Origin of the sequence: Argonema galeatum A003/A1 (assembly GCF_023333595.1) — a bacterium.
In the GTDB taxonomy this organism is placed as follows: Bacteria; Cyanobacteriota; Cyanobacteriia; order Cyanobacteriales; family Aerosakkonemataceae; genus Argonema; species Argonema galeatum.
Genome location: NZ_JAIQZM010000038.1, coordinates 15,271 through 36,770 on the forward strand (window position 1 = coordinate 15,271; position 21,500 = coordinate 36,770).

At 46.3% G+C, this 21,500-nt stretch carries 22 protein-coding genes and 1 pseudogene; 14 read left to right on the plus strand and 9 right to left on the minus strand.

Annotated elements, in window-relative coordinates:
- Positions 1-62: 62 nt before the first annotated feature.
- From gshB to LAY41_RS26620, 3 genes are all read left to right on the plus strand, one after another.
- Positions 63-1,031: a glutathione synthase gene (gene gshB, locus LAY41_RS26610; protein WP_249104713.1), complete on the plus strand. Its 969-nt coding sequence runs from the start codon at positions 63-65 to the stop codon at positions 1,029-1,031.
- A 99-nt stretch (positions 1,032-1,130) separates the two neighbouring features.
- Complete coding sequence (locus LAY41_RS26615) at positions 1,131-1,595, plus strand: DUF4870 domain-containing protein (RefSeq protein WP_249104715.1); 465 nt, start codon at positions 1,131-1,133, stop codon at positions 1,593-1,595.
- Positions 1,596-1,616: 21 nt separating this feature from the next.
- A complete protein-coding gene (locus LAY41_RS26620) occupies positions 1,617-2,819 on the plus strand; it encodes a Gfo/Idh/MocA family protein (protein ID WP_249104823.1) in 1,203 nt (400 codons plus the stop codon).
- Positions 2,820-3,225: 406 nt separating this feature from the next.
- Here LAY41_RS26620 and LAY41_RS26625 read toward each other — a convergent pair whose 3' ends face one another.
- Positions 3,226-4,224 (minus strand): hypothetical protein, encoded by a 999-nt coding sequence (locus LAY41_RS26625; protein WP_249104717.1) that lies wholly within the window; start codon positions 4,222-4,224, stop codon positions 3,226-3,228.
- Positions 4,225-4,704: 480 nt separating this feature from the next.
- Here LAY41_RS26625 and LAY41_RS32665 point away from each other — a divergent pair, with 480 nt between their 5' ends.
- The 3 genes from LAY41_RS32665 (at position 4,705) to LAY41_RS26640 (ending at position 5,764) form a co-directional block, all read left to right on the plus strand.
- Positions 4,705-4,869, plus strand: a complete 165-nt coding sequence (locus LAY41_RS32665) for a 4-Cys prefix domain-containing protein (protein WP_338022533.1) — start codon at positions 4,705-4,707, stop codon at positions 4,867-4,869.
- 240 nt (positions 4,870-5,109) lie between these two features.
- Entirely contained in the window at positions 5,110-5,457 is a 348-nt protein-coding gene (locus LAY41_RS26635; protein WP_249104719.1) for a type II toxin-antitoxin system RelE/ParE family toxin, read from the plus strand.
- Positions 5,429-5,764, plus strand: a complete 336-nt coding sequence (locus LAY41_RS26640; protein WP_249104721.1) for a helix-turn-helix domain-containing transcriptional regulator — start codon at positions 5,429-5,431, stop codon at positions 5,762-5,764. The genes LAY41_RS26635 and LAY41_RS26640 overlap by 29 nt, the downstream gene beginning before the upstream one ends.
- Here the strand turns inward: LAY41_RS26640 and dprA are convergent.
- Both dprA and LAY41_RS26650 read right to left on the minus strand, forming a co-directional pair.
- Positions 5,752-6,894 (minus strand): DNA-processing protein DprA, encoded by a 1,143-nt coding sequence (gene dprA, locus LAY41_RS26645; protein ID WP_249104723.1) that lies wholly within the window; start codon positions 6,892-6,894, stop codon positions 5,752-5,754. The two genes, LAY41_RS26640 and dprA, sit on opposite strands and share 13 nt — an antisense overlap.
- A gap of 66 nt (positions 6,895-6,960) precedes the next feature.
- Positions 6,961-7,617, minus strand: a complete 657-nt coding sequence (locus tag LAY41_RS26650) for a DUF2301 domain-containing membrane protein (RefSeq protein WP_249104725.1) — start codon at positions 7,615-7,617, stop codon at positions 6,961-6,963.
- Positions 7,618-7,744: 127 nt separating this feature from the next.
- Between LAY41_RS26650 and LAY41_RS26655 the strand changes: the two genes are divergently transcribed.
- Complete coding sequence (locus LAY41_RS26655) at positions 7,745-8,407, plus strand: GUN4 domain-containing protein (RefSeq protein ID WP_249104727.1); 663 nt, start codon at positions 7,745-7,747, stop codon at positions 8,405-8,407.
- A gap of 30 nt (positions 8,408-8,437) precedes the next feature.
- Positions 8,438-9,058: a hypothetical protein gene (locus LAY41_RS26660; protein WP_249104729.1), complete on the plus strand. Its 621-nt coding sequence runs from the start codon at positions 8,438-8,440 to the stop codon at positions 9,056-9,058.
- A gap of 109 nt (positions 9,059-9,167) precedes the next feature.
- On the opposite strand, the gene LAY41_RS26665 is transcribed toward LAY41_RS26660, so the two are convergent.
- Together LAY41_RS26665 and LAY41_RS26670 are read right to left on the minus strand one after the other, a co-directional pair.
- Entirely contained in the window at positions 9,168-9,959 is a 792-nt protein-coding gene (locus LAY41_RS26665; RefSeq protein ID WP_249104731.1) for an SAM hydrolase/SAM-dependent halogenase family protein, read from the minus strand.
- A 163-nt stretch (positions 9,960-10,122) separates the two neighbouring features.
- The gene (locus LAY41_RS26670; protein WP_249104732.1) at positions 10,123-10,443 is read right to left on the minus strand and encodes an RNA recognition motif domain-containing protein; all 321 of its coding nucleotides are present in this window, start codon (positions 10,441-10,443) and stop codon (positions 10,123-10,125) included.
- A gap of 350 nt (positions 10,444-10,793) precedes the next feature.
- Here LAY41_RS26670 and pirA point away from each other — a divergent pair, with 350 nt between their 5' ends.
- Entirely contained in the window at positions 10,794-10,946 is a 153-nt protein-coding gene (gene pirA, locus LAY41_RS26675; RefSeq protein ID WP_249104734.1) for an arginine synthesis PII-interacting regulator PirA, read from the plus strand.
- Between the two features lie 100 nt (positions 10,947-11,046).
- On the opposite strand, the pseudogene LAY41_RS26680 reads toward pirA, so the two are convergent.
- A pseudogene (locus LAY41_RS26680) lies at positions 11,047-11,292 on the minus strand (metallopeptidase TldD-related protein); the annotation flags it as partial.
- A 307-nt stretch (positions 11,293-11,599) separates the two neighbouring features.
- Here LAY41_RS26680 and LAY41_RS26685 point away from each other — a divergent pair.
- The gene (locus LAY41_RS26685) at positions 11,600-13,849 is read left to right on the plus strand and encodes an MASE1 domain-containing protein (RefSeq protein ID WP_249104736.1); all 2,250 of its coding nucleotides are present in this window, start codon (positions 11,600-11,602) and stop codon (positions 13,847-13,849) included.
- A gap of 59 nt (positions 13,850-13,908) precedes the next feature.
- Positions 13,909-14,748, plus strand: a complete 840-nt coding sequence (locus LAY41_RS26690) for a DUF1361 domain-containing protein (RefSeq protein WP_249104738.1) — start codon at positions 13,909-13,911, stop codon at positions 14,746-14,748.
- Positions 14,749-14,841: 93 nt separating this feature from the next.
- Here LAY41_RS26690 and LAY41_RS26695 read toward each other — a convergent pair whose 3' ends face one another.
- Entirely contained in the window at positions 14,842-17,391 is a 2,550-nt protein-coding gene (locus LAY41_RS26695; protein ID WP_249104740.1) for a putative PEP-binding protein, read from the minus strand.
- A 373-nt stretch (positions 17,392-17,764) separates the two neighbouring features.
- On the opposite strand from LAY41_RS26695, the gene LAY41_RS26700 reads away from it, so the two are divergent.
- Positions 17,765-18,721 (plus strand): segregation/condensation protein A, encoded by a 957-nt coding sequence (locus LAY41_RS26700; protein ID WP_249104742.1) that lies wholly within the window; start codon positions 17,765-17,767, stop codon positions 18,719-18,721.
- Between the two features lie 116 nt (positions 18,722-18,837).
- Here the strand turns inward: LAY41_RS26700 and LAY41_RS26705 are convergent, their stop codons facing one another.
- Positions 18,838-19,029: a hypothetical protein gene (locus LAY41_RS26705; RefSeq protein ID WP_249104744.1), complete on the minus strand. Its 192-nt coding sequence runs from the start codon at positions 19,027-19,029 to the stop codon at positions 18,838-18,840.
- A gap of 54 nt (positions 19,030-19,083) precedes the next feature.
- Here LAY41_RS26705 and LAY41_RS26710 point away from each other — a divergent pair, with 54 nt between their 5' ends.
- Both LAY41_RS26710 and LAY41_RS26715 read left to right on the plus strand, forming a co-directional pair.
- Positions 19,084-20,250 carry a nucleotidyltransferase family protein gene (locus LAY41_RS26710; protein WP_249104746.1) on the plus strand — a complete coding sequence of 389 codons (1,167 nt, stop codon included), beginning with the start codon at positions 19,084-19,086 and terminating at the stop codon, positions 20,248-20,250.
- Between the two features lie 173 nt (positions 20,251-20,423).
- Positions 20,424-20,864: a hypothetical protein gene (locus LAY41_RS26715; protein WP_249104748.1), complete on the plus strand. Its 441-nt coding sequence runs from the start codon at positions 20,424-20,426 to the stop codon at positions 20,862-20,864.
- Between the two features lie 60 nt (positions 20,865-20,924).
- Here LAY41_RS26715 and LAY41_RS26720 read toward each other — a convergent pair whose 3' ends face one another.
- Entirely contained in the window at positions 20,925-21,479 is a 555-nt protein-coding gene (locus LAY41_RS26720; RefSeq protein WP_249104751.1) for a hypothetical protein, read from the minus strand.
- Positions 21,480-21,500 lie beyond the last annotated feature (21 nt).

Sequence of the window (21,500 nt, forward strand, 5' to 3'; positions counted from 1 at the left end):
AACTGACAACTGACAACTGACAACTGACAACTAACAATTGACAACTGACAACTAACAACACCATGAAATTGGCATTTATCATTGACCCCATCCACAGACTCGATCCGGGTCACGATACCAGCGTGGCACTTATGGAAGCCGCACAACAGATGGGTCATGATGTTTGGGTAACAGAGGCCAGTCATCTGAGCGTATTGCATAGCAAAGCTTGGGCTACCTTAGAACGGGTGCATCTCACGCCTGTGCAGTTGGTGGAGGGGCGATGGGTGGTGCAGCAGCCTTGGTACGAACTGGCCGATCGCACTCTGCAACCCCTAGAGTCAATGGACGCGGTGTTCATGCGAACCGATCCGCCGGTAAATATTGCTTACCTCTATGCCACTTACATTCTCGATTATATAGACCCAGCAAAGACTCTGGTCATCAATTCTCCCAACGGATTGCGATCGGCAAACGAAAAAATGTATGCTTTGCAGTTTACCGGGGCAATTCCAGAAACTATTGTTAGCGCCGAAAAGCAGGTAATCCGGCAATTTACAGAAGAAAAAGGGGCGGCAATTCTCAAGCCTTTGGGGGGTAAGGCTGGTGAAGGTATATTATTTTTGGAACCAAGCGATCGCAATATCAACTCGATCGTCGAACTCAGTACCCTGCAAGGTCGCATTCCCGTCATGGTCCAAACCTACTTGCCAGCAGCGAAAGACGGAGACAAACGTATTATCCTCCTAAATGGGGAACCGATCGGTGCAGTCAACCGGATTCCCACTGGCAAGGAGTTTCGCGGCAATATGGCAGTTGGTGGTAGAGTAGCAGAAACGGAAATAACGGACAGAGAACGGGAAATCTGCTCCCAACTAGCACCAACTTTGCGACGAGATGGCTTGATTTTTGTTGGCATTGATGTTATAGGCGGCTACCTCACCGAAGTCAACGTCACCAGTCCCACAGGCATCCGGGAAATCGATCGGCTATCGGGAACTCGATTAGCTTATCAAGTAATTGAATGGGTGGAGAAACAAGCTAAGAAATAATGGAACTGGTTATTTTGTACGTTGTTGCGCTTTAGCGCTAAAGCGCAGCAACTTACCCCAACATCTCAAATAAAAAATTAAATCTCAAAAAACAAGCTTATGAACGGAGATATTAACAAAGAAGCGCGAACCTGGGGGATGTGGTGTCACCTATCTTCCATTGTGGTGTGGATACCAGTAATACTTTTAGGATTGTTAGGTATTCCCGTACCCATTCCATGTCTCAATATTTTAGCACCTTTGATAATTTGGCAGACTAAGAAAAATACGGATTCTTTTATTGATGTCCAGGGAAAAGAATCATTAAACTTTCAAATATCAATGCTTATCTATTCTTTGACAGGTGTAATTATAGTTATTTTTCTGAGTTTCGTAACCTGTGGTATTATTCTAAGTTCCAACACTAATGTATTAAACTCCCTGATAACAAGTTTGGCAATTGGAATAGTATCGGTCAGTTTATTATTGCTTATATTTCAGCTATTTGTAGTAATTTTTGCGGCCATTAAAGCCTATCGAGGTGAAGTATATCGTTATCCTTTCACGATCGTATTTTTAAGGTAAATTATGCAGTCTTACTCAAAGATGGAACAGTCTAAAATTGGCGTCGCACTTGTGGGAACTGGATTTGGTCAAAAAGTCCATATTCCGGGATTGCAAGCTCATCCTCGAACTGAGATTGTAGCAGTTTATCATCGGGATTTGCATAAGGCAAAAGATATTGCCTCTGCCAACAATATTCCCCATGCTTGCAACAAGATAGAAGATATTGTTGCTATCCCAGAAGTGCAAGGAGTCAGCATTTCAACACCGCCATTTACCCATTATGAAATGGCCAAGACAGTTTTGCAGGCTGGCAAGCATTTGTTATTAGAAAAACCGACAACTTTAGTGGCGAGTGAGGCAAGAGAATTATATCATTTAGCGATCCCCCCCAACCCCCCCTTAAAAAGGGGGGGAGAAGACAGAGAAGGGCAGCTTTCCCCCCCTTGGGTAAGGGGGGCTAGGGGGGATCAAAGTGCGATCGCCACAATGGATTTTGAATTTCGCTTCGTCCCCTCATGGCAAATGTTGGCAGAAATGTTATCAGCAGAATATGTCGGACAAAAGCGCCTGATTAAAATTGATTGGTTAGTGTCGAGTCGTGCCGATGCCACACGCCCTTGGAACTGGTATGCTCGTAAAGACCAAGGCGGTGGCGCACTAGGGGCAATAGGTTCCCACGCTTTTGATTACATCAGTTGGTTATTTGGGCCTGTACGGCGGTTGTGCGCCCAACTGAGTACATCAATTCCCACCAGACCCGATCCTACTACTGGTGAAATGAAGCCAGTTGATGCCGACGATAGCTGCACGATCGTGCTAGAGTTGGCAGATGGAACGCCCTGTCAGATTTGCATTAGTTCCGTGACATATCAGGGACGGGGACATTGGGTGGAAGTGTATGGCGATCGCGGTACGTTAGTCTTAGGCAGCGATAATCAGAAAGATTACGTGCATGGTTTTCGTCTTTGGGCTGCATCAGCAGGAAAACCCCTGACAGAGGTAGAAATTCCATCCCGGCTAAATTTTTCTCAAAATTACGCAGATGGAAGAATTGCACCTTTTATTAGAGTTGTTGACCAATGGGTGCAAGGGATTGATGCGCGTGAAGCAATGACACCCTCATTGCGAGAAGGTGTTTACTCTCAGTTATTGATGGATTTAGCCCATCAATCTAACAATATCAATCAATGGGTAGAAGTGCCCGATTTGGAAGATTTTCTTGCTGGTATAGCAAAGTGCTGAGTGCTTTAGTGCAACGGAAGCCCTGCAAACACAGTTGCTTCCTTGCGGAGAATAGCTCTATACTGTTCGGCTCTTCCGTATTTACTATGCTATTTGAGATCTTGAGCAGAGGAATAAAAATGTTATTTTTTTGAACAAAAGCATAACAACTCCGAAAAAGCCAAAAATTAGTGTTCTTATTCTTATCTGCGTTCATCTGCGTGTATCTGTCTTCATCTGCGGTAAAAATTTAACCAACGATGACAACATAAAATTTGACGATATCACTCATGTACTAACGATGCAATCGGACACAATATAACTCAACCCAACCTACAATTCCGATAAACTAAAAGTAGGTTGAGTTGAGGAACGAAACCCAACGCTGAGGATAATAGAGTTGGGTTTCGCTATCACTCAACCCAACCTACAATTCCGATAAACGGGATGTTGGGGTAGTAGATGATTGCGGTTGGGAAGAACTACTATCTTGTGCTTGTTGCTGATAGAAACCGACGACTTTTTCCACATAGGAAGAAGTAGCGCCACTGCTGCAACCTGTAGCATTGCCAGTCATCCACCAACAAGCAGTGCCCCGTACAGCTGCCGTTTCGTTATTATTATTGGCGCTATACTGCCTGTTTAACTCCCGTTGCATGATACACGACACAACCGTTCGTGCTGCTGTCGCGTCAGCCTCAAATTGTGCGGGTGTCAGTTCCTGTCCGATACATTGTTTAGACCAACTGGGAATAATGTTTGGTAAAACTTGCCATTGACTGAACATACCATCATTCGGTCGATTGGGTGGTGCAGCTTGCCGCAACGCTTCCACCATAGCAGCAACTTGATTATCGGAAACCAAGGCAATTGATGAAGATGATTGTGCTGTTGATTGCTGGGATGGTTGGGTTGAGGATTGGCGCTGGGGAGAAGATGAACGCTGCGCCGGAGGATTACTCCTTCCCGCCTGTTGCTGATAGAAACCCACAACTCTTTGCACATAAGTAGCCGTTGCGCCGCTATTGCAAGCTGTGGTACCAGTCATCCACCAACAAGCAACGTTGCGTGCAGATGCAGTTTCGTTGTTTCTAGTGGCGCGAAACTGCTTGTCTAACTCGCGTCGAACGATACACGCCACAGTATTGCGTGCCGCCGAGGCATCGGACTCAAATTGAGCGGGTGTGAGTTCCCGTCCGACACATTGTTTAGTCCAGCTGGGGATGATACCCGGTAAAACCTGCCATTGACTGAACATACCATCATTTGGTTTGTTGGGTGGTGCAGCTTGCCGCAGTGCTTCCAGCATTGCGTTTACCTTAGCATCAGAGACTTGTGCTTGAGCTGGCATTGCCCACAGTCCGACGCTAACCATCAGTCCGCCGAACAGTAGATGTCTTGCTTGCCTGATTAATTTGGAACTCATCTAAAACCTCGCGGGAGCATGGAAACCACCATCTTTTAAGTGGCTCTTGGAAATGCGACGCGGCATTTAAAAATGCCGTCCCCTTTTAGGGGTGGACAAGCAGAGGAATAGTGCTTGTCCAATTTCCCTGTATGCCGGGAACGCCTTGCTATTCCAGTAAAGTTAGCCGAACGCTAGCGCGTTCCGCTTCGCTAACGCCAATGTTATCGGTCGGTACTATCCAGACAGCACTGTCTTACCCCTCGTAAAACTGTTTAACCATCTGGTTCTAGAGCAGGAAGCTGGCTACGCACTTCCAGGTAGGAACTTAAACACTTGCCGATAACGTAGTCAGACGACTAAGGCTGGTCAGCTAACTGAAGGCGGTAGCATGATGCCCCGTCACTTCAGTGCGGGGTGCTGACTGGCGATACTCAGTTTTAATGCGACTGTCTTTAAGAAGGATTACTATGAACTGAATCAAATGCCTCTGTCAAAAGTATGATTTGTTGTCTCAATGCCGATCGTCAGAATCCCCAAAACCCTTATACCCACAAGTTTTGCCAGAGTTGTAGGACGCCATTGGTGTCACTGCTGCGAGGTCATTATCGCCCAGTCCAACTGCTGTCGGATCAGGGGGAATTTGGCCGAACTTATCTTGCATAGGAATAGCTCTATTATTGGGTTCGTTGGGTGGGGCATTGACCTATTTCGCTTTGAGTAAATGGGGCGCTCTTCCAGTTTTGAATCCCGCTCAAAGTCCAAATGAATAAGTTTTCGGAGTCAGCTAAACTACACTATGATTACAAAAGGAAGAGTTTATGAATTTTACACTTTAGTAGCGCTACTGGATGCACTGGGATTTCAAGTGGTAATCCCTCCCAAACAAATTATTCGATAAAACGCATGGAAGCACAACCAAGGGAGATTCGGCGTTACATTAAACCAGATGGCAGAGTTCCTTTCAGCGAGTGGATTGATTCCTTTCGCGATCGGAAAACGAGAGTTAATATCAACAAGAGGATTAGACGAGTTAGTGTTGGCAATTTGGGAGATTATCGGTCTGTTGGAGAAGGAGTTTGCGAACTCAAGATTAATTATAGCCCAGGTTACCGCGTTTACTTTGGACAAATAGGTTCAACAATTGTAATTCTCCTCTGTGGTGGGGATAAAAGCACTCAAGATCGAGATATTGACACAGCTAAAGAATACTGGAGAAACTACCATGAAAGAAGTGAAAATGCCGACGAGTGATAGCTGGCTGGATGCACTAATTGAATCGCTTAAAGACCCCGAAGAGGCTGCTGGCTATCTCAGTGTAGCTTTGGAACCAGAAGATCCTGAGCCTAAACTACTTCGGGCGGTACTCCAAGATGCGATCGATGCGCGTTTTAAGATGAATAATCTCTCGGATAAAGCTAAACTTTATCATCAGCAACTCGATAAAATTTTATTAGAAAACGGTGGTAAGGAAATTTACACCTTGGTATCTCTACTCGATGAACTAGGATTTCGGATTGAAGTAAAAATCAAAGATAATATCGACAATCAACATCTTTGATATCTCATTCCCGGTAACTGAGTTACCAAACCCATTAATTCTAACTGCAATAGCGCACTAGAAACAGAACCTGCTGCTAACCCAGCTTTTTGTATTATTAAATCAAAAGGCATTGCTTCCGAAGAAACTACCTGGAAAACTTGTTTTAATTCCGGTTCCAAATCCGGTAAAGGCGGCTGATTGGACGGCAAACATTGGGCAAATAAAGGCAGAGAACCTAAATTTTCTGTTTCTTTAATTGGTGTTGCGCCTAACATTTTTAGTAAGTCATCCAATTCTATAGGAATTGGTTTTGCACCTTGGACGAGCAAATTTAAACACCCATGAAAATTATAATCATCATTACGCGCACTGAGCGCATATACATCTCGACGAAAATCATTAGCAACCTGGGCGGTAATTAACGCCCCTGATTTTTTTGGTGCTTCCATGACTAACACTGCGCGACTTAAACCTGCAATAATACGATTACGGGCAGGGAAGCGAGTGCGATCGGGCGGCGTACCAGCTGAATACTCACTCAGCGCCAACCCATTACTTAAAATCTGTTCGTATAAATTGCGATTGTGCGACGGATAAACCACATCCACACCAGTACCAAAAACCGCCAGCGTTCGTCCACCCACCTCCAGACAGGCGCGATGCGCTTCGGTATCAATTCCATCTGCCATACCGGAAACGATCGTAAATCCCTGCTGGGCTAAAGCAGCGCTGATTCTGCGAGTCCAACGTATACCGTATTCTGAAGGTTGACGAGTACCCACAATCCCCACTGTTGGCGTTATACCTTGATTTTCCTGGGGTTGAACTTTGCCTCGGTAGTACATCACTGCTGGCGGATTGGGAGTTTCCAGCATCAAGCGGGGATATTCCGCATCAGCTGGTGTCCAAAAATAAGGGTTTTTCTGTAGGTGCTGCTGAAGGAATTTTTCGGGGTCGATTTGCGATCGCTTTCCCACCACCGCCTCAACCGTCTTAGCCCCAAAACCCTCCACTTCCCTAAGTTTAGCTGGAGTAGCTTCCCAAGCCGCCGCCAGAGTGCCAAAATGCTGTTGCAGTCGCTTCAGCAAAATCGGGCCAACTCCAGAAATTTGCGACCAAACTAGCCAAAATGTCCGTTCTTCCACCAATTACCTAGCTCACTCCATTCTATCTTTAGCCCGCGCAGGCGGGCTTTGTTTGTATAGCCCCACCCTTTAGGGTGTGGGACGCTGTTGTTTAAGATAAACAAAAACCGACTTATCGCCGATATCCGGTGGAATCGCTTGCACCACTTTCCGCAGCGCAAACACCACGAACAAAATAGCCCATACTCCCAGTAAAACCTGTTCTGATTGCACGGGCAAGAAGCCAGACAAATGTCCCAGCAGCAGCAAAGGAACCAGCGGCATCAGCACCTTTGTTTCCAATCGGTTGAAGCAAAAAGCCTCTTTAAAATAAATCCCTGTTAACGCCGCAAAGATAAAACCAATCCCCAAAATAGTTACTGGGTGGTTGTAAACAGTTAGCGCCAGAGGTTCGCCAGCTTGCACAGCCAGCACAACAGACGCCGCAACACCGATCGCCCAAAATATTTGCAATACTCGGTGTAGCAGTCCTAGATATATGTGGATGGTGAGTAAGCTGACGCCCAACCCCAGACAGAAACAAACATATAGAGGTGTCAGCGCGTTCAGAACCGTTGGGGTATTGCCCAGCCATAGCACCAGCCAGCTAGCCAGCGCAAAGCTGAGAGCTGCTACCATTAAGCCAGCACGGTAAATGATGACGCCAGTGCGATCGTCCTTCGTAATCGTAAAATTCCCAAACTGACCTTGGTAAACCAGCTGTTCGGATTCCTGTAGTTGAGTCATAATTTTCTCACGTCGCTTGCTGTATATCTGTTGGTTCTCTTGACAAAAAGCTAAAGTTTCACGCTCTTTTGTGCCGATTCGATTACATTTAAATCAGGGAGTTCAATCAAAGAGCTACCATAAACGAATGGCAAAGAATAATAAAACTGTTCTGGCACTAACCTTGCTAGTAATTGCAGGTCTGTTCAGTATAGCTGCCGGTCTTGTCTGGTTGGGATTCCAGCTAAGTAAGTCAAACTCTGGGACTACAACCCCTCCCCCAGTCAACCCAGTCAACACACCCACTAATTTTACCTCAATCGATCGAGTACCGCTCAACTCGACTCGCAATGTCGATTACAGTAAATTGCGGGACTACCTGAAGCAAAAAGACTGGCGTCAAGCTGACCGAGAAACCTACGAACGGATGCTAGACGCCGCTGGCCCAAAGTCACAAGCCAAAGGTTTTACCCCTCTAGATGAAATGGAGAATCTCTCCTGTACTGATTTAAAAACGATTGACAATCTTTGGAGTACAGCCAGTAAAGGTCAGCAGGGTTTTACCACTCAACAGGACATTTTAAGGGCACTGGGCGACTATCGAAAGATGTATGCCCAGGTTGGATGGGAAGATGAAAAAGGTCAGAAGCTAATGGATTGGAACTATAATGCCCAAATCAAAAGAATGGAGTATAAAGTAGGGAAGGAGCCAAACTTTAAAAACCCTCCCCCCGGTCACCTTCCAACTGCGGAAAGAGAGTATAACTTTGACGTTTCTCTCAATGCGGCGCTGAAAAGGTGTAGCTTTTAAAAGCTGATTAACTGATGGATGTAAATAACTATGATTCGACGCCTAGTTAAATCATTATGGCTACTAGCACTGTTGATTGCTATCCTGATTCCCTTCACCGCCGATGCCCAAACTCGCCCACATCTTCCTTATGAAGATGTGGGAGCCTGTCCCTTTGAGTGCTGTACGTACCGCGAATGGATCGTAAATAAAAGTACACCGATTCATCGAAACCGGAATAATAACTCACCAGTGGTTTTTACAGTCGCCCCACGCGATCGCGTTCAAGGCGTTACCGGAGTCGTAATTACTACCCAATCAGGAGAAATCAGAATCACCAGACCAATAACTATTCAAGATTATACAGGATCGCAAGGCACCAATACCTCCAGAGCTATTCAAGCTCGCCCTGGGGATATAATTTACCTGTTAACTTCTCAGGGAGAAGGGTCTTATAAAGCTTGGTTCAAAGGTAAGACAATCACTATTAATGCCATAGATGTGACGGAACAAACTCAATCAGTTCCTGCGAGATATGGCCGGAGAATTCCGCCTACAAGAAGTATCTGGTGGGTGCAAATTAAAAATCGTCAAGGGCAAACAGGATGGACAGATCAGCCCGCTAATTTTGATAATAAAGATGCCTGCGGCGTACCAGTCGATCCCCCCTAGCCCCCCTTAAAAAGGGGGGGACAAGAGCCTCAAAGTCCCCTTTTTCAAGGGGGATGCGAGGGGGATCTCCAAAGGGTTGATGTATCGCAAGCAACTTTTAAAACATCCTCTAAGAATGCAGTAAAATTTGCACCGAATCTCCTAAATCCTTATGTAACACCAACTTTGCGTTACCATTATTAACCGCAATTTCCACCCAGCCATGACTGCCAACTAAAGCTACAAAACTCCCTGCTGGGCTGTCACTGTAAGTTTTATTACTAAGTATGGTGAACCCAGCTGCCTCGACAGACCAAGTTTTCCCTTCAACCAGATTACCTGGTATATTTGTAATTAAGTTGCCGAAGCGATCGACATACTGGATGTAACCTACTAAACTCTCATCTGTTTGAGTACATTCAAGTATAGGTAGTTGCACCAATGTTTCTGGATTAATTGCACGTCCCAGTTGTTCTAGAGGCACACCACTAGCAAGATGCGCCCCCACCGCCGCAAAAATATCTCGACCGTGAAAAGTTGTACTCGGTGTTGGTGTGCGCCAATATTCGGAGTTGGTAAGTTCGACAGCGGCGACAGGCGGACTCTCACTGAGAACACCGCTAAACAACCCGTTATCTGGCCCGACTAAAAAACCGCCAGCAAATTTTATCGCCACTCCTCGTCTTTTACTCCCCACACCCGGATCGACAACCGCAATATGCACTGTTCCATCAGGAAAATAAGAGTAGGCATTCATCAGACAAAACCTAGCGGCGGCAATATTCTGCGGCGAAATCTCATGCGTAAGATCGATCGCAGTTAGGGTAGGGTTGATTTGGGCAATAACCCCTTTCATCACACCCACATAAACATCGCTCAAACCAAAATCGCTTAAGAGAGTTAGCAGTCTGTTATGAAGCATTTTTATGGAAAAAATCTGGCTGCGTAAAGATATAGAAAAGGCTCAAACATTTCTGCCTGAGCCTTTTTAGATTAAATTCAGTGAGTGAGATTGATCTCATTCAGTGGCAAGTGGTTTGCAAGAGGCCAGTATCAACTGGGTAAAAGCGCTTGCGCTTTAAAGCTTAGTATCGACGAGAGAAGCTATTGTTACCGTTGCCCCGACCGCCGCCGCCACCGGCACCACGAGATGGGCCGCGCTCTTCGCGGGGCTTGGCCTTGTTAACTTTCATGTCACGGCCCATCCATTCAGCACCGTCAAGGGCTTCAATGGCTGCCGTTTCTTCAGCTTCGCTACTCATTTCCACAAAAGCAAAGCCGCGCAAACGACCTGTTTCGCGGTCTGTGGGTAGCTGAACCCGCTTTACAGTACCGTATTCTTTAAAAACGCCGCTCAGGTCTTCTTGAGTAACTTCGTAGGAAAGATTGCCTACATATATAGACATAGATTGTCTCCAAAATCAAAGAGGTGTAGAGGTTGAGATTTCGGAGAGAAGCCTGTCAATACCAAAAGGGAAATGCCCATTAATACTAAAAACAAACGCTTTGCAACCGAATTTTACTCTCTTGATTAAAGTAGCACAACCTTGTCAAAAGAGGGGGGAGAAGGAAACAAATGTTACAAAAAGTAACATGGAGGGCGTGTCCTCTCCTGATGGCGATTTGGAATTTGAGGAAATTATGTTGATTAACAAACTAAACCGTAAAATTTCTGTAAATTTAGATACAGTTTTCTAGTTAGTCGCTATAATGAGAGTAGAGAAGATGCACAAGTAAATTAAAAAAAGAGTCCACCATGAACAGAATTCGTCGTCAAGAAGTAGAAAAAACAGCCGACATCCACCGCGCCAATCTCCAAAAGAGACTGGAGCATCGTCTGGAAGTGGCTAGAACCAAGGGTGACGAGAATTTGATCCGGATACTGGAACGGGAAATGCAACAACTGTAAAGAGTAGTGGGTAGTGGGAGGGCGAAATTTCAGATTTTAGATTTCAGATTTCAGATTTAAAAGTAAAGTTTTGAAATCTGAAATCTAAAATTTTTACCCACTAGCCCAGCGGGGCAGAAATAACCGACCAGTTCAGAGGCATCTGTCCTCCTTTGCCACAACTGCCGTTGAGATATACTGAGTCATTGCCTCTAGCATCAATATCCTTCAGCGTCTGGAAAACATTGCCTGTAAGCGTCACATCGCTGACTGGTTCGGCAACTTTGCCGTTGCGAATCATATAACCTTCAGCGGCAGAAAATGTGAACATCTCGCCGTTAGTCTGTCCGCCCAGCATCCGCACCGCACGCTTTTAGTTCTTTCTTTTGAAACTGGTTTGCAATTCGCCTCATAATTTCTTGCTCCAGTCTACGATCCCAACTCCAATGCGGTCTTTGCAGTACTTAGAATAATACCGAAAAGTTTTGTCATAGACGAGAAAGCCGGTTGATATTCATGAAGATATTGAGAGTACAGGCGAAAGGAGTTTGATTAAAATCACAGCTTCTAGTCTAGAACTTGCAGATAATTTTGCTTATCGGCACATAGTCTTTCTATAGCCGCTGAGCATTCCTATTTTGTGCGTGCATCTTCATATTTGTAAGTTCAAACTAATGAGTCCAATGCCAATTCGGTTTTGGCGGTACTTTGTTACAGTCGCAATGCTGGCTGCCGTCTACGGCGGTACGGGAAAACTAGCATTATTGATTCCGAGCATAGTACCACAGGTAACACCTCTCTATCCACCGGCTGGGATTAGCCAAGCAGCACTTTTATTATTAGGGCTGGAGTTTTGGCCTGGAGTGGCGCTAGGAGACTTTTTTGTTTCCCTCTCAACGGGAGCGCCGCCCATCGTTGCTTTTGCTATGGGCGCGATCGCTACTCTACAAGCCCTCACAGGTTTTATACTACTAAAGCGCTGCAAAGTCAAATCTAATTTAGAACGTCTTCAAGATGTTTTCGGATTCGTAACGCTCTCAGGAATGCTGTCCACGACGATCGGCCCCACACTCGGCGTCCCTCTGCTGTGCCTCAACAGTATACAACCTTGGAGCAATTTTGGGACAACTTGGTGGACTTGGTGGCTGGGAGATGGGATGGGAGTCCTTGTCGTGATGCCAGTTTTGTTGACTTGGTGTACCGGAAAATTGCCAAAACGCATTTATTGGCCTCAGATGAGCCGAAAGCCCCAGCGATACATGGATGCAGGTATCTTGCTGATTTTGCTGATCGTAGTCAGCTGGGTTATATTTACGTCGCAAACTCGGAGTGCGATCGCCCACTATCCACTAGAGTACCTGCCCTTTCCCTTAGTAGCTTGGGTCGCATTTCGATTTGCACAACGGGGAACCGTTTTAGCTAACCTGTTTCTCTGTGGAATTGCCATCTGGGGTGCAGCACAAGGCGGTGGCCCCTTTCAACGCCACATTGTTAATCCTATCGATGCCGTTCTATCTCTACAAGCTTTTATGACAGTAGTAGGCATCACCGCCCTGCTTCTAGCTGCAACTGTAACCGAACGCCAACAAGCCCAAGAGTCACTGCGCTCCAGTCAAGCTAGTCTAGCCGACGCCCAGCGCATCGCCCATATAGGCAGTTGGAATTTCGACCTAATCGAACAGCAATGGCATTGGTCTGAAGAACTTTATCGCATTTTGGGGTTTTCCCCTAACGCCTTTGAAGCCAATTATGAAACTTTTTTGCGATCGGTTCATGACGAAGAGCAAGACTGGGTGAAAAAGTCGCTCACTCAAGCCTTGAAGCACCAAAAATCCTACAGTATTAATTACCGAATTATTCGATCGGATGGTCAAGAGCGGATCATCCGCGAACAAGCAGAAATCATTTTCGATGCGGCTCTTATGCCAATTCGCATTACCGGCACAGTTCAAGACATCACAAAACAAAAGCGAGTCGAGCAAGCACTAATCCAATCAGAAGCCCAATTGCTCGAACTTGCCCACAACCTTGACATTAAGGTACAGGAAAGAACCCAGCAGTTGCAACAAAAGAATCAAGAACTAGCCCAGTCCCTCAAAACCCTACAAGAAGCCCAACAGCAATTGATTCAATCGGAAAAAATGTCCTCTTTGGGTAGTTTAGTGGCGGGTATTGCCCATGAAATCAACAACCCCGTCAATTTTATCTACGGCAACCTCACCCATGTCCGCAACTATACTGAAGGTATCTTAGATTTGATAGGTCTCTACCAGGAGGAATGCCAGCATACCAATGCCAAAATCAAAGACCGCATAGAGTCGAGCGAGATCGAATTTATAAAAGCCGACCTGCCCAAAATCTTATCATCAATGGAAGCAGGAGCAGACCGCATCCGTAAGATCGTCCTATCTTTACGCAACTTCTCCCGGTTAGATGAGGCTCACATGAAGCGGGTTGATATCCATGAAGGAATTGAAAGTACATTATTGCTATTGCAACAGCGACTGAAAAGCTGTCACGGACATACTGGTATTAGCGCGATCGAAAAGTATGGCGACTTGCCGCTGGTGGAGTGTTATCCCGGTCAGCTGAATCAGGTGTTTATGAACCTTCTGACTAATGCTATTGATGCGATCGAGTGTCTCCCACAACCAGGGGCGATTACCATCTACACCCAGATGTTAGAGTCCAATCGGGTGCTAATTAAAATTGCCGATACTGGTTCAGGAATGACCCCGGCAGTAAAAGCCCGCATTTTCGATCCATTTTTTACCACAAAACCTGTTGGCAAAGGCACAGGTTTGGGTCTTTCCATCAGCTACCAGATTATCGTGGAGCATCACAAAGGCCAGTTAAAATGTATATCCGAACCGGGTAAAGGCACCGAATTTGAGATCGAAATTCCGTTGCGGCAAAGTGGTTAGCTATTAGGTAGAAGCTATACTGGTGGCTTTAACCCTCTTTACCTGGAGATGAGGAATTTATGTTAGGTAACCTGATGTATTGGATAACCTTAGCATGGCAGCTTTTACTGAAAAATAGCAACTGGATGGCCTGGAACCTGTTTTTAGCTTTGCTGCCTTTTGCATTAAGTCTGTGGCTATTTTGTCGAGTTCGATTGCGTTCTTACTGGTGGGTTGGATTGTTGCTTTTAGCTACATTTTTGCCGAAAGCTCCATTTATTTTTGAATATGTAATTCGCTTTATGCGATATAATCGCACTAATTATTTCGTTTGGGGGATAACTCTGGTTTTGATCGCGTTGGATATCTGGTTATTACGCAATCCGCGATCGCGTTCTTTTTTCTGGTGGGTTGGATTCCTAGTTTTCATCGCGTTTTTGCCTAATGCTCCCTATGTTCTGACGGATATTATTCACTTAATTGAAGATATTCGCCAAGGCTACTCGGTGTGGATGATTACGCTGGTTATCCTTCCTCAGTATTTGTTGTTTATCCTGGTTGGGTTTGAAGCTTATGTCCTGTCTTTAATCAACCTGGGTAATTATTTAAAAGAACAGGGTTGGGGCAAATTCATCGTTTGGGTAGAGTTGGCGATCCACGCTCTGAGTGCTATTGGCATTTATTTAGGAAGATTTCTGCGGTTCAACAGCTGGGATTTCGTCACCGAAATCGATAACGTGGCTGGTAGCGTAGTGGACGAGCTAACAGCAAAACGTCCTATCCTGGTGATGATAATTACTTTTGGGGTAATTACAGGTTTGTATTGGCTGATGAAGCAGGTAAGTTTAGGGATGATGCTCAGGGAAGAGGAGCAGAGGAACAGAGGGGCAGAGGAGCAGAGGGGCAGAGGGGAATTTTAGATTTAAGATTTAATTTCAATTTTGCGATCTGAAATCTTCCTTCTTCCCCTAGTCCTTCTCTTCCCTTCTTCGCTCTTCCCCTAGCCCTAGCCCCTAGCCCCTAGCCTTTTCAACAAGCAAGCGTTGTTCGGCACGAGCGATCGCACTATAAGTACGCTCAACCGCATCCAAACTGACAGAAATTGATGTGATGCCCCATTCTACGAGGCGATCGATCACTTCGGGATACTGGGCTGGTGCTTGACCGCAAATTGAGCAAGGAATGCCTGCCTCTTTCGCCATTTGGATCAGCTGAAATATAGCTTTCATCACTGCTGGATGGCGTTCGTCAAATGCTCTAGCCATCTCAGATCGATCGCGATCGACTCCCAAGAGCAATTGGGTTAGATCGTTAGTACCAATAGAAATTCCCATACACCCTGCTTTAATATAGTCAGGCAGCAAAAACAGGATGGAAGGCACTTCTGCCATAATCCAAAGTTGGAAATGGGATTTGTATAGCAAACCAGCCTTTTCAACGCGACTCTTGCAGAAAGAGAACTCTTCGACTGTGCGAACAAAGGGCAAAAGTAGGTTGATATTCGTATAGCCCGATTCGTAAACTTGATGCAGTGCCGCTAATTCAATATCGAATAAAGTAGGATCTTGCAGATAGCTAAATGTCCCTCGCATACCCAGCATTGGATTGACTTCTGTGGGCAAGAGTGGCGCTAGAGATTGAAATTCGTGCGCTCGCCAATCCAGAGAGCGATAAAAAACCGGACGGGGTGCAAAGGCACTGGCAAACTGAGAGACAGCTTGGGCAAGTAGTTCGATCAGCTCTTGTCTTTGTCCCAGAGTCACCCACCGACTGGGGTGTTGTCCCTCTAGAACTTCCAGCATCATTAGTTCCGATCGCAATAATCCCACCCCATCTACTGGTAAGCTGGCTGCACGCTTAATGGTACTGGGCTGACTTAGGTTGACCAGTAATTGAGTAGCTACGATCGGGTATTGAGTATTAGTAGTTGGCAATTGGGCATTAGCCATTGGATGTTGCGTATTAGCTAGAGGCAATTCTGCATTGGGTGAAGCTGTAGTATTCCGCCACAACGCCGGAATTGGATGTTGAGTATTGGAAATTGAAGATTGTTCTTCTTGTCCCTGTCCCATACTCAATACCCTATCCTCTCTACTAACCAATTCCTGATTTGCCATTTCCTGTTCTCTTAGCAAATATATTTCGCCTCGATCCCCATCCACCATAACCAACTGGTCAGACTCAATACTCTGGGTGGCATTCCTGACACCGACTACAGCTGGAATTCCCAGTTCTCTGGCTACAATCCCCGCGTGACAAGTCATTCCTCCCTGTTCGGCTATGACGCCAGCTGCTTGTTTGAGGAGGGGTAGCCAATCGGGGTGAAAGCTTTTGACTACTAATATTCTGCCAGTTGGAATAGTTTCTGGGTTCTCGCTAGGCTCGATAATTACTTGGGCTAGTGCGATCGCTCGTCCCCCAGCTGCCCCTATTCCCCTGAACAGTTGAGGGACTGAAGGCCCTGAAGTTTTGAGTTCTGAGTCTTGAGTTTTGAGTTGAAGAGTTTGATTCTCCTTTGTTTCCCTGCTTACCTGCTTTGAAGTTGCATTGTTCTCCATTTCCCGATCGGTGCGGATTTTCGTAATATACAGTCTATCTGCTGTACTTTCTGACGCCTTAGCTGTAAGCGTCCACTCCAAAGTAAAAGCCGAACCTATTTCAGCCTTAAACTGCTGGGCTAGCTGAATCAATTCTTGGAGGTACTTTTCTTCTAAAGCGTACTGTTTTTGTTGCTCCTCGCTCAGTAGATATGTTTGTAGGGGTAAATTTAGCCCGCTTTTAGTCTCAATCCGCTGCCAGGATTTCAGTTCTTCCAGGTTATAAGCGATCGTTTTGACACCTAGCTTTCGGATTAGCACAGCGCCGCTTTCTGGCTGCACCTGGTAGTAGTCTGGTAGGACTTCTCCTTTTACCAAAGCTATTCCCAGCCCGCAAGTTGCTTTAATTTCCCATAAGTTGGAGTTGGCTTGCAATACACCGGCTGCTACGCTGTTGTGCAGCGGTTGTACTAAGATAGCCACGTTAATCTGCTGGAGTTGGATACCATTACGCCGCCAGAACAGCAGGCTTCTGGCTCTAAATAGCTCAGCCCAAACTCGCTTGACGGCAGCGGCTAGAGCATCTTGACTGCTAAAGCAAACGTGGGCATCCAGCAGTCCAGAAATCTTCAGGTCGCGACCCATCCCTGTTTGGGATGGCAGCGCCAGGGAGGGACGCAGAATGAGCGCTGGTGCTTCTAGATGCGCTGAAATAGATGCTAGTGTCTCTAGCCACTTAGCTGGTAGGGCAGCTGCGACGATCTCCTGACGGATGGCCCTAGCCACTAGCTGCAACTGCCGGGGATTATCAATATCAAGATGCAGCGAAGAATTAGGCAGGTCGGCAAACAGCGGGTCTAACCAGTGGATACTTTCTAGAAATTCGCGCAGTGCTTGTGCCTCGATCGCAAAACCGGGGATTACAGGATAACCCCTCTGGGCCAAGTGGCTTAAGTAAAACGCCTTTTCGCCGACTTGCGAGCGATCGCTTTTTTGAATCTGGTCTAGCCACAGGAAATTATCCACAGACAAGTACAACTATTGGAGGAGCTTTTCTATTTTCTTAACATTTATTTTCTCTTTTCTTTAGATTGCTTAACGGAGAGCCAGCCAAGTTTTGTATAGCAGTAATCTGATTTTCGGCTAAGTAGGTGGGCATAATTAAACGTAAAACTGTCTGGCCCTTAGAAACCCGGTTTCCCAGGAGAAACCGGGTTTCTGGGTGTTCAGTTTATTTACGCCCACCTATAGTACAAAATAATTTACGGGACGAGCGGGGAATGGTTGTAGCCAGATCCCAGCAGTTAGAGCGACAGGGCTAAAATTAGGGAAGCGTTCCGGCACATACAAGCAATACAAGCTTTGGCTAAAAATTAGCTAGACAAGTTTCGGTGAAAGCATGACCGTTTCCCAAGCGACTGAAGCTAGAGGGCCCCAGCCAGAGCCGGGTGAAACCCCGATCGCATATCCAGCCCAAGGCGGAAATTACTCGAACGGCACAGTGTCGCAAATTAGCGCGATCGCGCTGCTAATTGACCTGGCCCAGCGCGGGGAAATTGACCCGTGGGATGTGCAGGTGATCGACGCGATCGATCGCTGCTTGAGCGAAATAGCCGCTTTAAGTAGCGCCCAGTCAGGCTTTGGTGTCGCTGACCTGTCTCAATCGGGACAGGCGTTTGTGGATGCCGCCCTCCTGGTGTTACTCAAAGCCAACACCCTAGAAAAGCTAGAATTCCCCGAAGACGACCTCGATTCACAAGCAGATGAAGCATGGTCAGATGACGATGACTGGACTGGGACGGGATTGCCAAAAAATCTGGAACGCCAGTTACGGCGACGACCAGCAGCCCAGCCGCCTTCCAATCGGCGGGTGACGCTGCAAGAATTAATTGAGCAGTTGCAGTTGGTAGCGGCTGCAATTGAGGAGAAACCACCTCGCGCCCGTTCTGGCGATCGTCGTTCTTATTCCCAGGCTCGCGCCCAAGCAATGCGGGCGACCCTAGAACTAGCCAATGAGGAAACCTCTGTAGAAATTGCCGCCCAACTGGTGCAGTTTTTGACAATTTATTCCTCCGGGCTACCTGCGGGCGAAGATTGGCTGGATCTGGAGCAGTTGCTAGTACTCTGGCCTCAAAGAGGTAAGGATGAAGTTTCTGCAAGTGCAACCCCGATCGAATCGGAGATTAACGACGATAATTCAATAGAGCCGCCATCCACAAGCCCTCATCCTTCACTTCAAGAGCAATTGCACGATCGGGTCGGCATTTTTTGGGCGTTGCTATTGCTGTCGGCGCAATCCAAAGTGGAGTTAGTTCAAGAGGAGTTCTACCAAGACTTGAAAATGCGCCCTCTGTAGAACCAGACAAAATGGGCTCTCGAGCGGATTTTTTGGATAGCAAAGTGCAATGGAAGCCGTGCTTCGGCTTTAGTACAAACACAGTCCCCGCCTTGGTTTGAGCGTTTAATACTGTCCTAATCGCCTTGGCGACTGCTATAAATCCGAGTAAATTGAGAGAATGTTTTATAAACTGTCGTTGGCAGCAGGTCTCTAGAACTGTCGAGTTTCCAATCATGCCAGCGATTTGGTGCAAAAACAAACCGCTGGCGAAACAGACGGTCTGATTCTGGCATCAAACTATGTTTGGCATCTGTTTCGCCAAACATAGGCTGAACATAGGATATGAATTGTAGTGGCCTAAGGTTGAGAGAAAGATATTTATGAAAGCCATGATTCTGGCGGCTGGCAAGGGTACTCGCATTCGTCCCATTACCTTCACCATTCCGAAACCTCTGATTCCAATCCTGCAAAAGCCAGTGATGGAGTTTTTAGTTGAATTGCTCCGCCAGCACGGTTTTGACCAAATCATGGTCAACGTCAGCCACTTGGCCGATGAGATCGAGAACTACTTCCGCGACGGTCAGCGGTTTGGCGTTCAAATTGCCTATTCGTTTGAAGGCCGAATTATGGAGGGTAAGTTGGTGGGGGAGGCAATCGGTTCGGCGGGTGGTATGAAACGCATCCAGGACTTTTCCCCTTTCTTTGATGATACCTTTGTGGTACTATGCGGAGATGCCTTGATTGACTTGGACTTAACGGCAGCGGTGAAGTGGCACAAAGAAAAAGGTGCGATCGCTACCGTTGTGATGAAGACCGTTCCCAAAGAAGAAGTTTGTAGCTACGGAGTTGTCGTTACTGACGAAGCTGGTCGGATTAAAGCTTTCCAAGAAAAGCCCAAGGTAGAAGAAGCCCTCAGCACGAACATCAACACTGGCATTTACATTTTTGAACCGGAAGTTTTCGATTACATCCCCTCTGGCGTTGAGTACGACATTGGTAGCCAACTATTCCCCAAACTGGTGGAAATGAAAGCTCCTTTCTATGCAGTACCAATGGACTTCCAGTGGGTGGATATCGGCAAAGTACCCGACTATTGGCACGCCATTCGCAGCGTGCTGCTGGGAGAAGTCAAAAATGTTGCCATACCGGGACATGAAGTGGCTCCAGGGGTCTATGCAGGGCTAAATGTTGCCGTGAATTGGGACAAGGTTGAGATCGCTGGGCCAGTTTATATTGGCGGCATGACTCGCATCGAAGATGGAGCTAAGATTATCGGCCCGACGATGATCGGCCCTAATTGCTGGGTCTGTAAGGGAGCGACTGTTGACAATAGCATCATTTTTGAATACTCTCGTTTGGGGCCGGGTGTACGCTTGGTGGATAAACTGGTGTTTGGACGTTACTGTGTGGATAAGACTGGTGCCACGATCGATGTTCAGGCGGCAGCCCTGGATTGGCTCATTACCGATGCCCGTCAAGACCCGCCTTCTCAGCCACCTCTAGAACGGCAGGCGATCGCAGAACTCCTCGGTCATGATGGGGGTTAAAAATTAGAAAATCTTAAGTTTTGAAGTAGCAATTACCTCTCTACAATTAGAGAAAATTCAACAGTAAGGTACAGAGAAACCCGGTTTCTTTAAGAAACCGGGTTTCTGGCATTACTGAATCCTAGCTCTAGATAATGGTTAAAACCGCGCCTAGCAACACAAAAGAAATAAAAATGAAACTGAAAACTCTGACAGCCGCCGTCCTCCTTGCCAGTATCAGCTTAGTTTCTGCTACCACCGTCATGTCCCAGCCTAACAGAAATACAAACAGCAGAGCGCCTGGTTTCTGGCAACCCAAAGTACAAGTTGACCTCAACCGTCCGATCGCAGTGATACTTTTGAATGAGTCGGGATTGCCCATATCTTATAGTCTTTCTCCAAATCCCGATCGAGTGTTAGCTCCTGGAAGCACTGCACAAGTTAATGTTCGCATCGGCAACCAAGCACGGGATATTGCTAGCATTAATGCTTATGCTGCGAAAGAGTTGGTATATGACTATAATGTTAACTCTACTAATAATGCAGTCATGGTGCGGATTCGGCAATCCGACTCAACATTTAGGGCAGATAAAGCGGTTTATATTGACGAACAAGGGCGCGTTTACTCTTTTTAGGGCATCAGCTTTTGATCCACCGGACTATAGGACTTACGCTTTGAATACGTTAGGCTGATTCTAGGGATTCTCTTCTCCAAACAGACGTTGTTGAATGCGTAAACTTTCTGTTTGCAATCCCTTTACCTCAGCCTGCATTTCTTCAATTTTAACTCCTATACTTCTAATCTCGGCAATGGTGATTTCAAAATTACTTTGATGCGCTTCAACTATTCGTACTAACGAATTGACTGACGCTTCCAATTGGGCACTTTTCCTGGCATTATCTTCAATATCAATTTGATGTTCTTGAACTATTCTTACTAAGGAAGCGATCGCACTTTCCAATCGGTCAATGTTTCTGGTGTTCGCCTCGATTTGGCTGCTATTTGCCTCAATTTGGCTGCTATTTGCCTCAATCTGCCTGCTATTTGCCTGAATTTGGCTGCTATTTGCCTGAATTTGGCTGCTATTTGCCTGAATTTGGCTGCTATTTGCCTCAATATTAGTTTGATGCGATCGAGCCGTTTGTGCCAAAGAATCGACTGTCGATCGCAGTTCAGCAATGTTTCTGGAGTTGGTCTCCAAAATTCTCTCAATGCGGTCTAATCTGTTGTTATCTGATGATGCAGTCATAGGTTCTCCTATTGATTTGGA

What these genes read in the sequence shown, in the direction of transcription:
- gshB (WP_249104713.1), top strand. Translation starts at nt 63, where the DNA reads ATGAAATTGGCATTTATCATTGACCCCATCCACAGACTCGATCCGGGT.
- LAY41_RS26615 (WP_249104715.1), top strand. Translation starts at nt 1,131, where the DNA reads ATGAACGGAGATATTAACAAAGAAGCGCGAACCTGGGGGATGTGGTGT.
- LAY41_RS26620 (WP_249104823.1), top strand. Translation starts at nt 1,617, where the DNA reads ATGGAACAGTCTAAAATTGGCGTCGCACTTGTGGGAACTGGATTTGGT.
- LAY41_RS26625 (WP_249104717.1), bottom strand. Translation starts at nt 4,224, where the DNA reads ATGAGTTCCAAATTAATCAGGCAAGCAAGACATCTACTGTTCGGCGGA.
- LAY41_RS32665 (WP_338022533.1), top strand. Translation starts at nt 4,705, where the DNA reads ATGATTTGTTGTCTCAATGCCGATCGTCAGAATCCCCAAAACCCTTAT.
- LAY41_RS26635 (WP_249104719.1), top strand. Translation starts at nt 5,110, where the DNA reads ATGGAAGCACAACCAAGGGAGATTCGGCGTTACATTAAACCAGATGGC.
- LAY41_RS26640 (WP_249104721.1), top strand. Translation starts at nt 5,429, where the DNA reads ATGAAAGAAGTGAAAATGCCGACGAGTGATAGCTGGCTGGATGCACTA.
- LAY41_RS26650 (WP_249104725.1), bottom strand. Translation starts at nt 7,617, where the DNA reads ATGACTCAACTACAGGAATCCGAACAGCTGGTTTACCAAGGTCAGTTT.
- LAY41_RS26655 (WP_249104727.1), top strand. Translation starts at nt 7,745, where the DNA reads ATGGCAAAGAATAATAAAACTGTTCTGGCACTAACCTTGCTAGTAATT.
- LAY41_RS26660 (WP_249104729.1), top strand. Translation starts at nt 8,438, where the DNA reads ATGATTCGACGCCTAGTTAAATCATTATGGCTACTAGCACTGTTGATT.
- LAY41_RS26665 (WP_249104731.1), bottom strand. Translation starts at nt 9,959, where the DNA reads ATGCTTCATAACAGACTGCTAACTCTCTTAAGCGATTTTGGTTTGAGC.
- LAY41_RS26670 (WP_249104732.1), bottom strand. Translation starts at nt 10,443, where the DNA reads ATGTCTATATATGTAGGCAATCTTTCCTACGAAGTTACTCAAGAAGAC.
- pirA (WP_249104734.1), top strand. Translation starts at nt 10,794, where the DNA reads ATGAACAGAATTCGTCGTCAAGAAGTAGAAAAAACAGCCGACATCCAC.
- LAY41_RS26685 (WP_249104736.1), top strand. Translation starts at nt 11,600, where the DNA reads ATGAGTCCAATGCCAATTCGGTTTTGGCGGTACTTTGTTACAGTCGCA.
- LAY41_RS26690 (WP_249104738.1), top strand. Translation starts at nt 13,909, where the DNA reads ATGTTAGGTAACCTGATGTATTGGATAACCTTAGCATGGCAGCTTTTA.
- LAY41_RS26700 (WP_249104742.1), top strand. Translation starts at nt 17,765, where the DNA reads ATGACCGTTTCCCAAGCGACTGAAGCTAGAGGGCCCCAGCCAGAGCCG.
- LAY41_RS26705 (WP_249104744.1), bottom strand. Translation starts at nt 19,029, where the DNA reads ATGTTTGGCGAAACAGATGCCAAACATAGTTTGATGCCAGAATCAGAC.
- LAY41_RS26710 (WP_249104746.1), top strand. Translation starts at nt 19,084, where the DNA reads ATGAAAGCCATGATTCTGGCGGCTGGCAAGGGTACTCGCATTCGTCCC.
- LAY41_RS26715 (WP_249104748.1), top strand. Translation starts at nt 20,424, where the DNA reads ATGAAACTGAAAACTCTGACAGCCGCCGTCCTCCTTGCCAGTATCAGC.
- LAY41_RS26720 (WP_249104751.1), bottom strand. Translation starts at nt 21,479, where the DNA reads ATGACTGCATCATCAGATAACAACAGATTAGACCGCATTGAGAGAATT.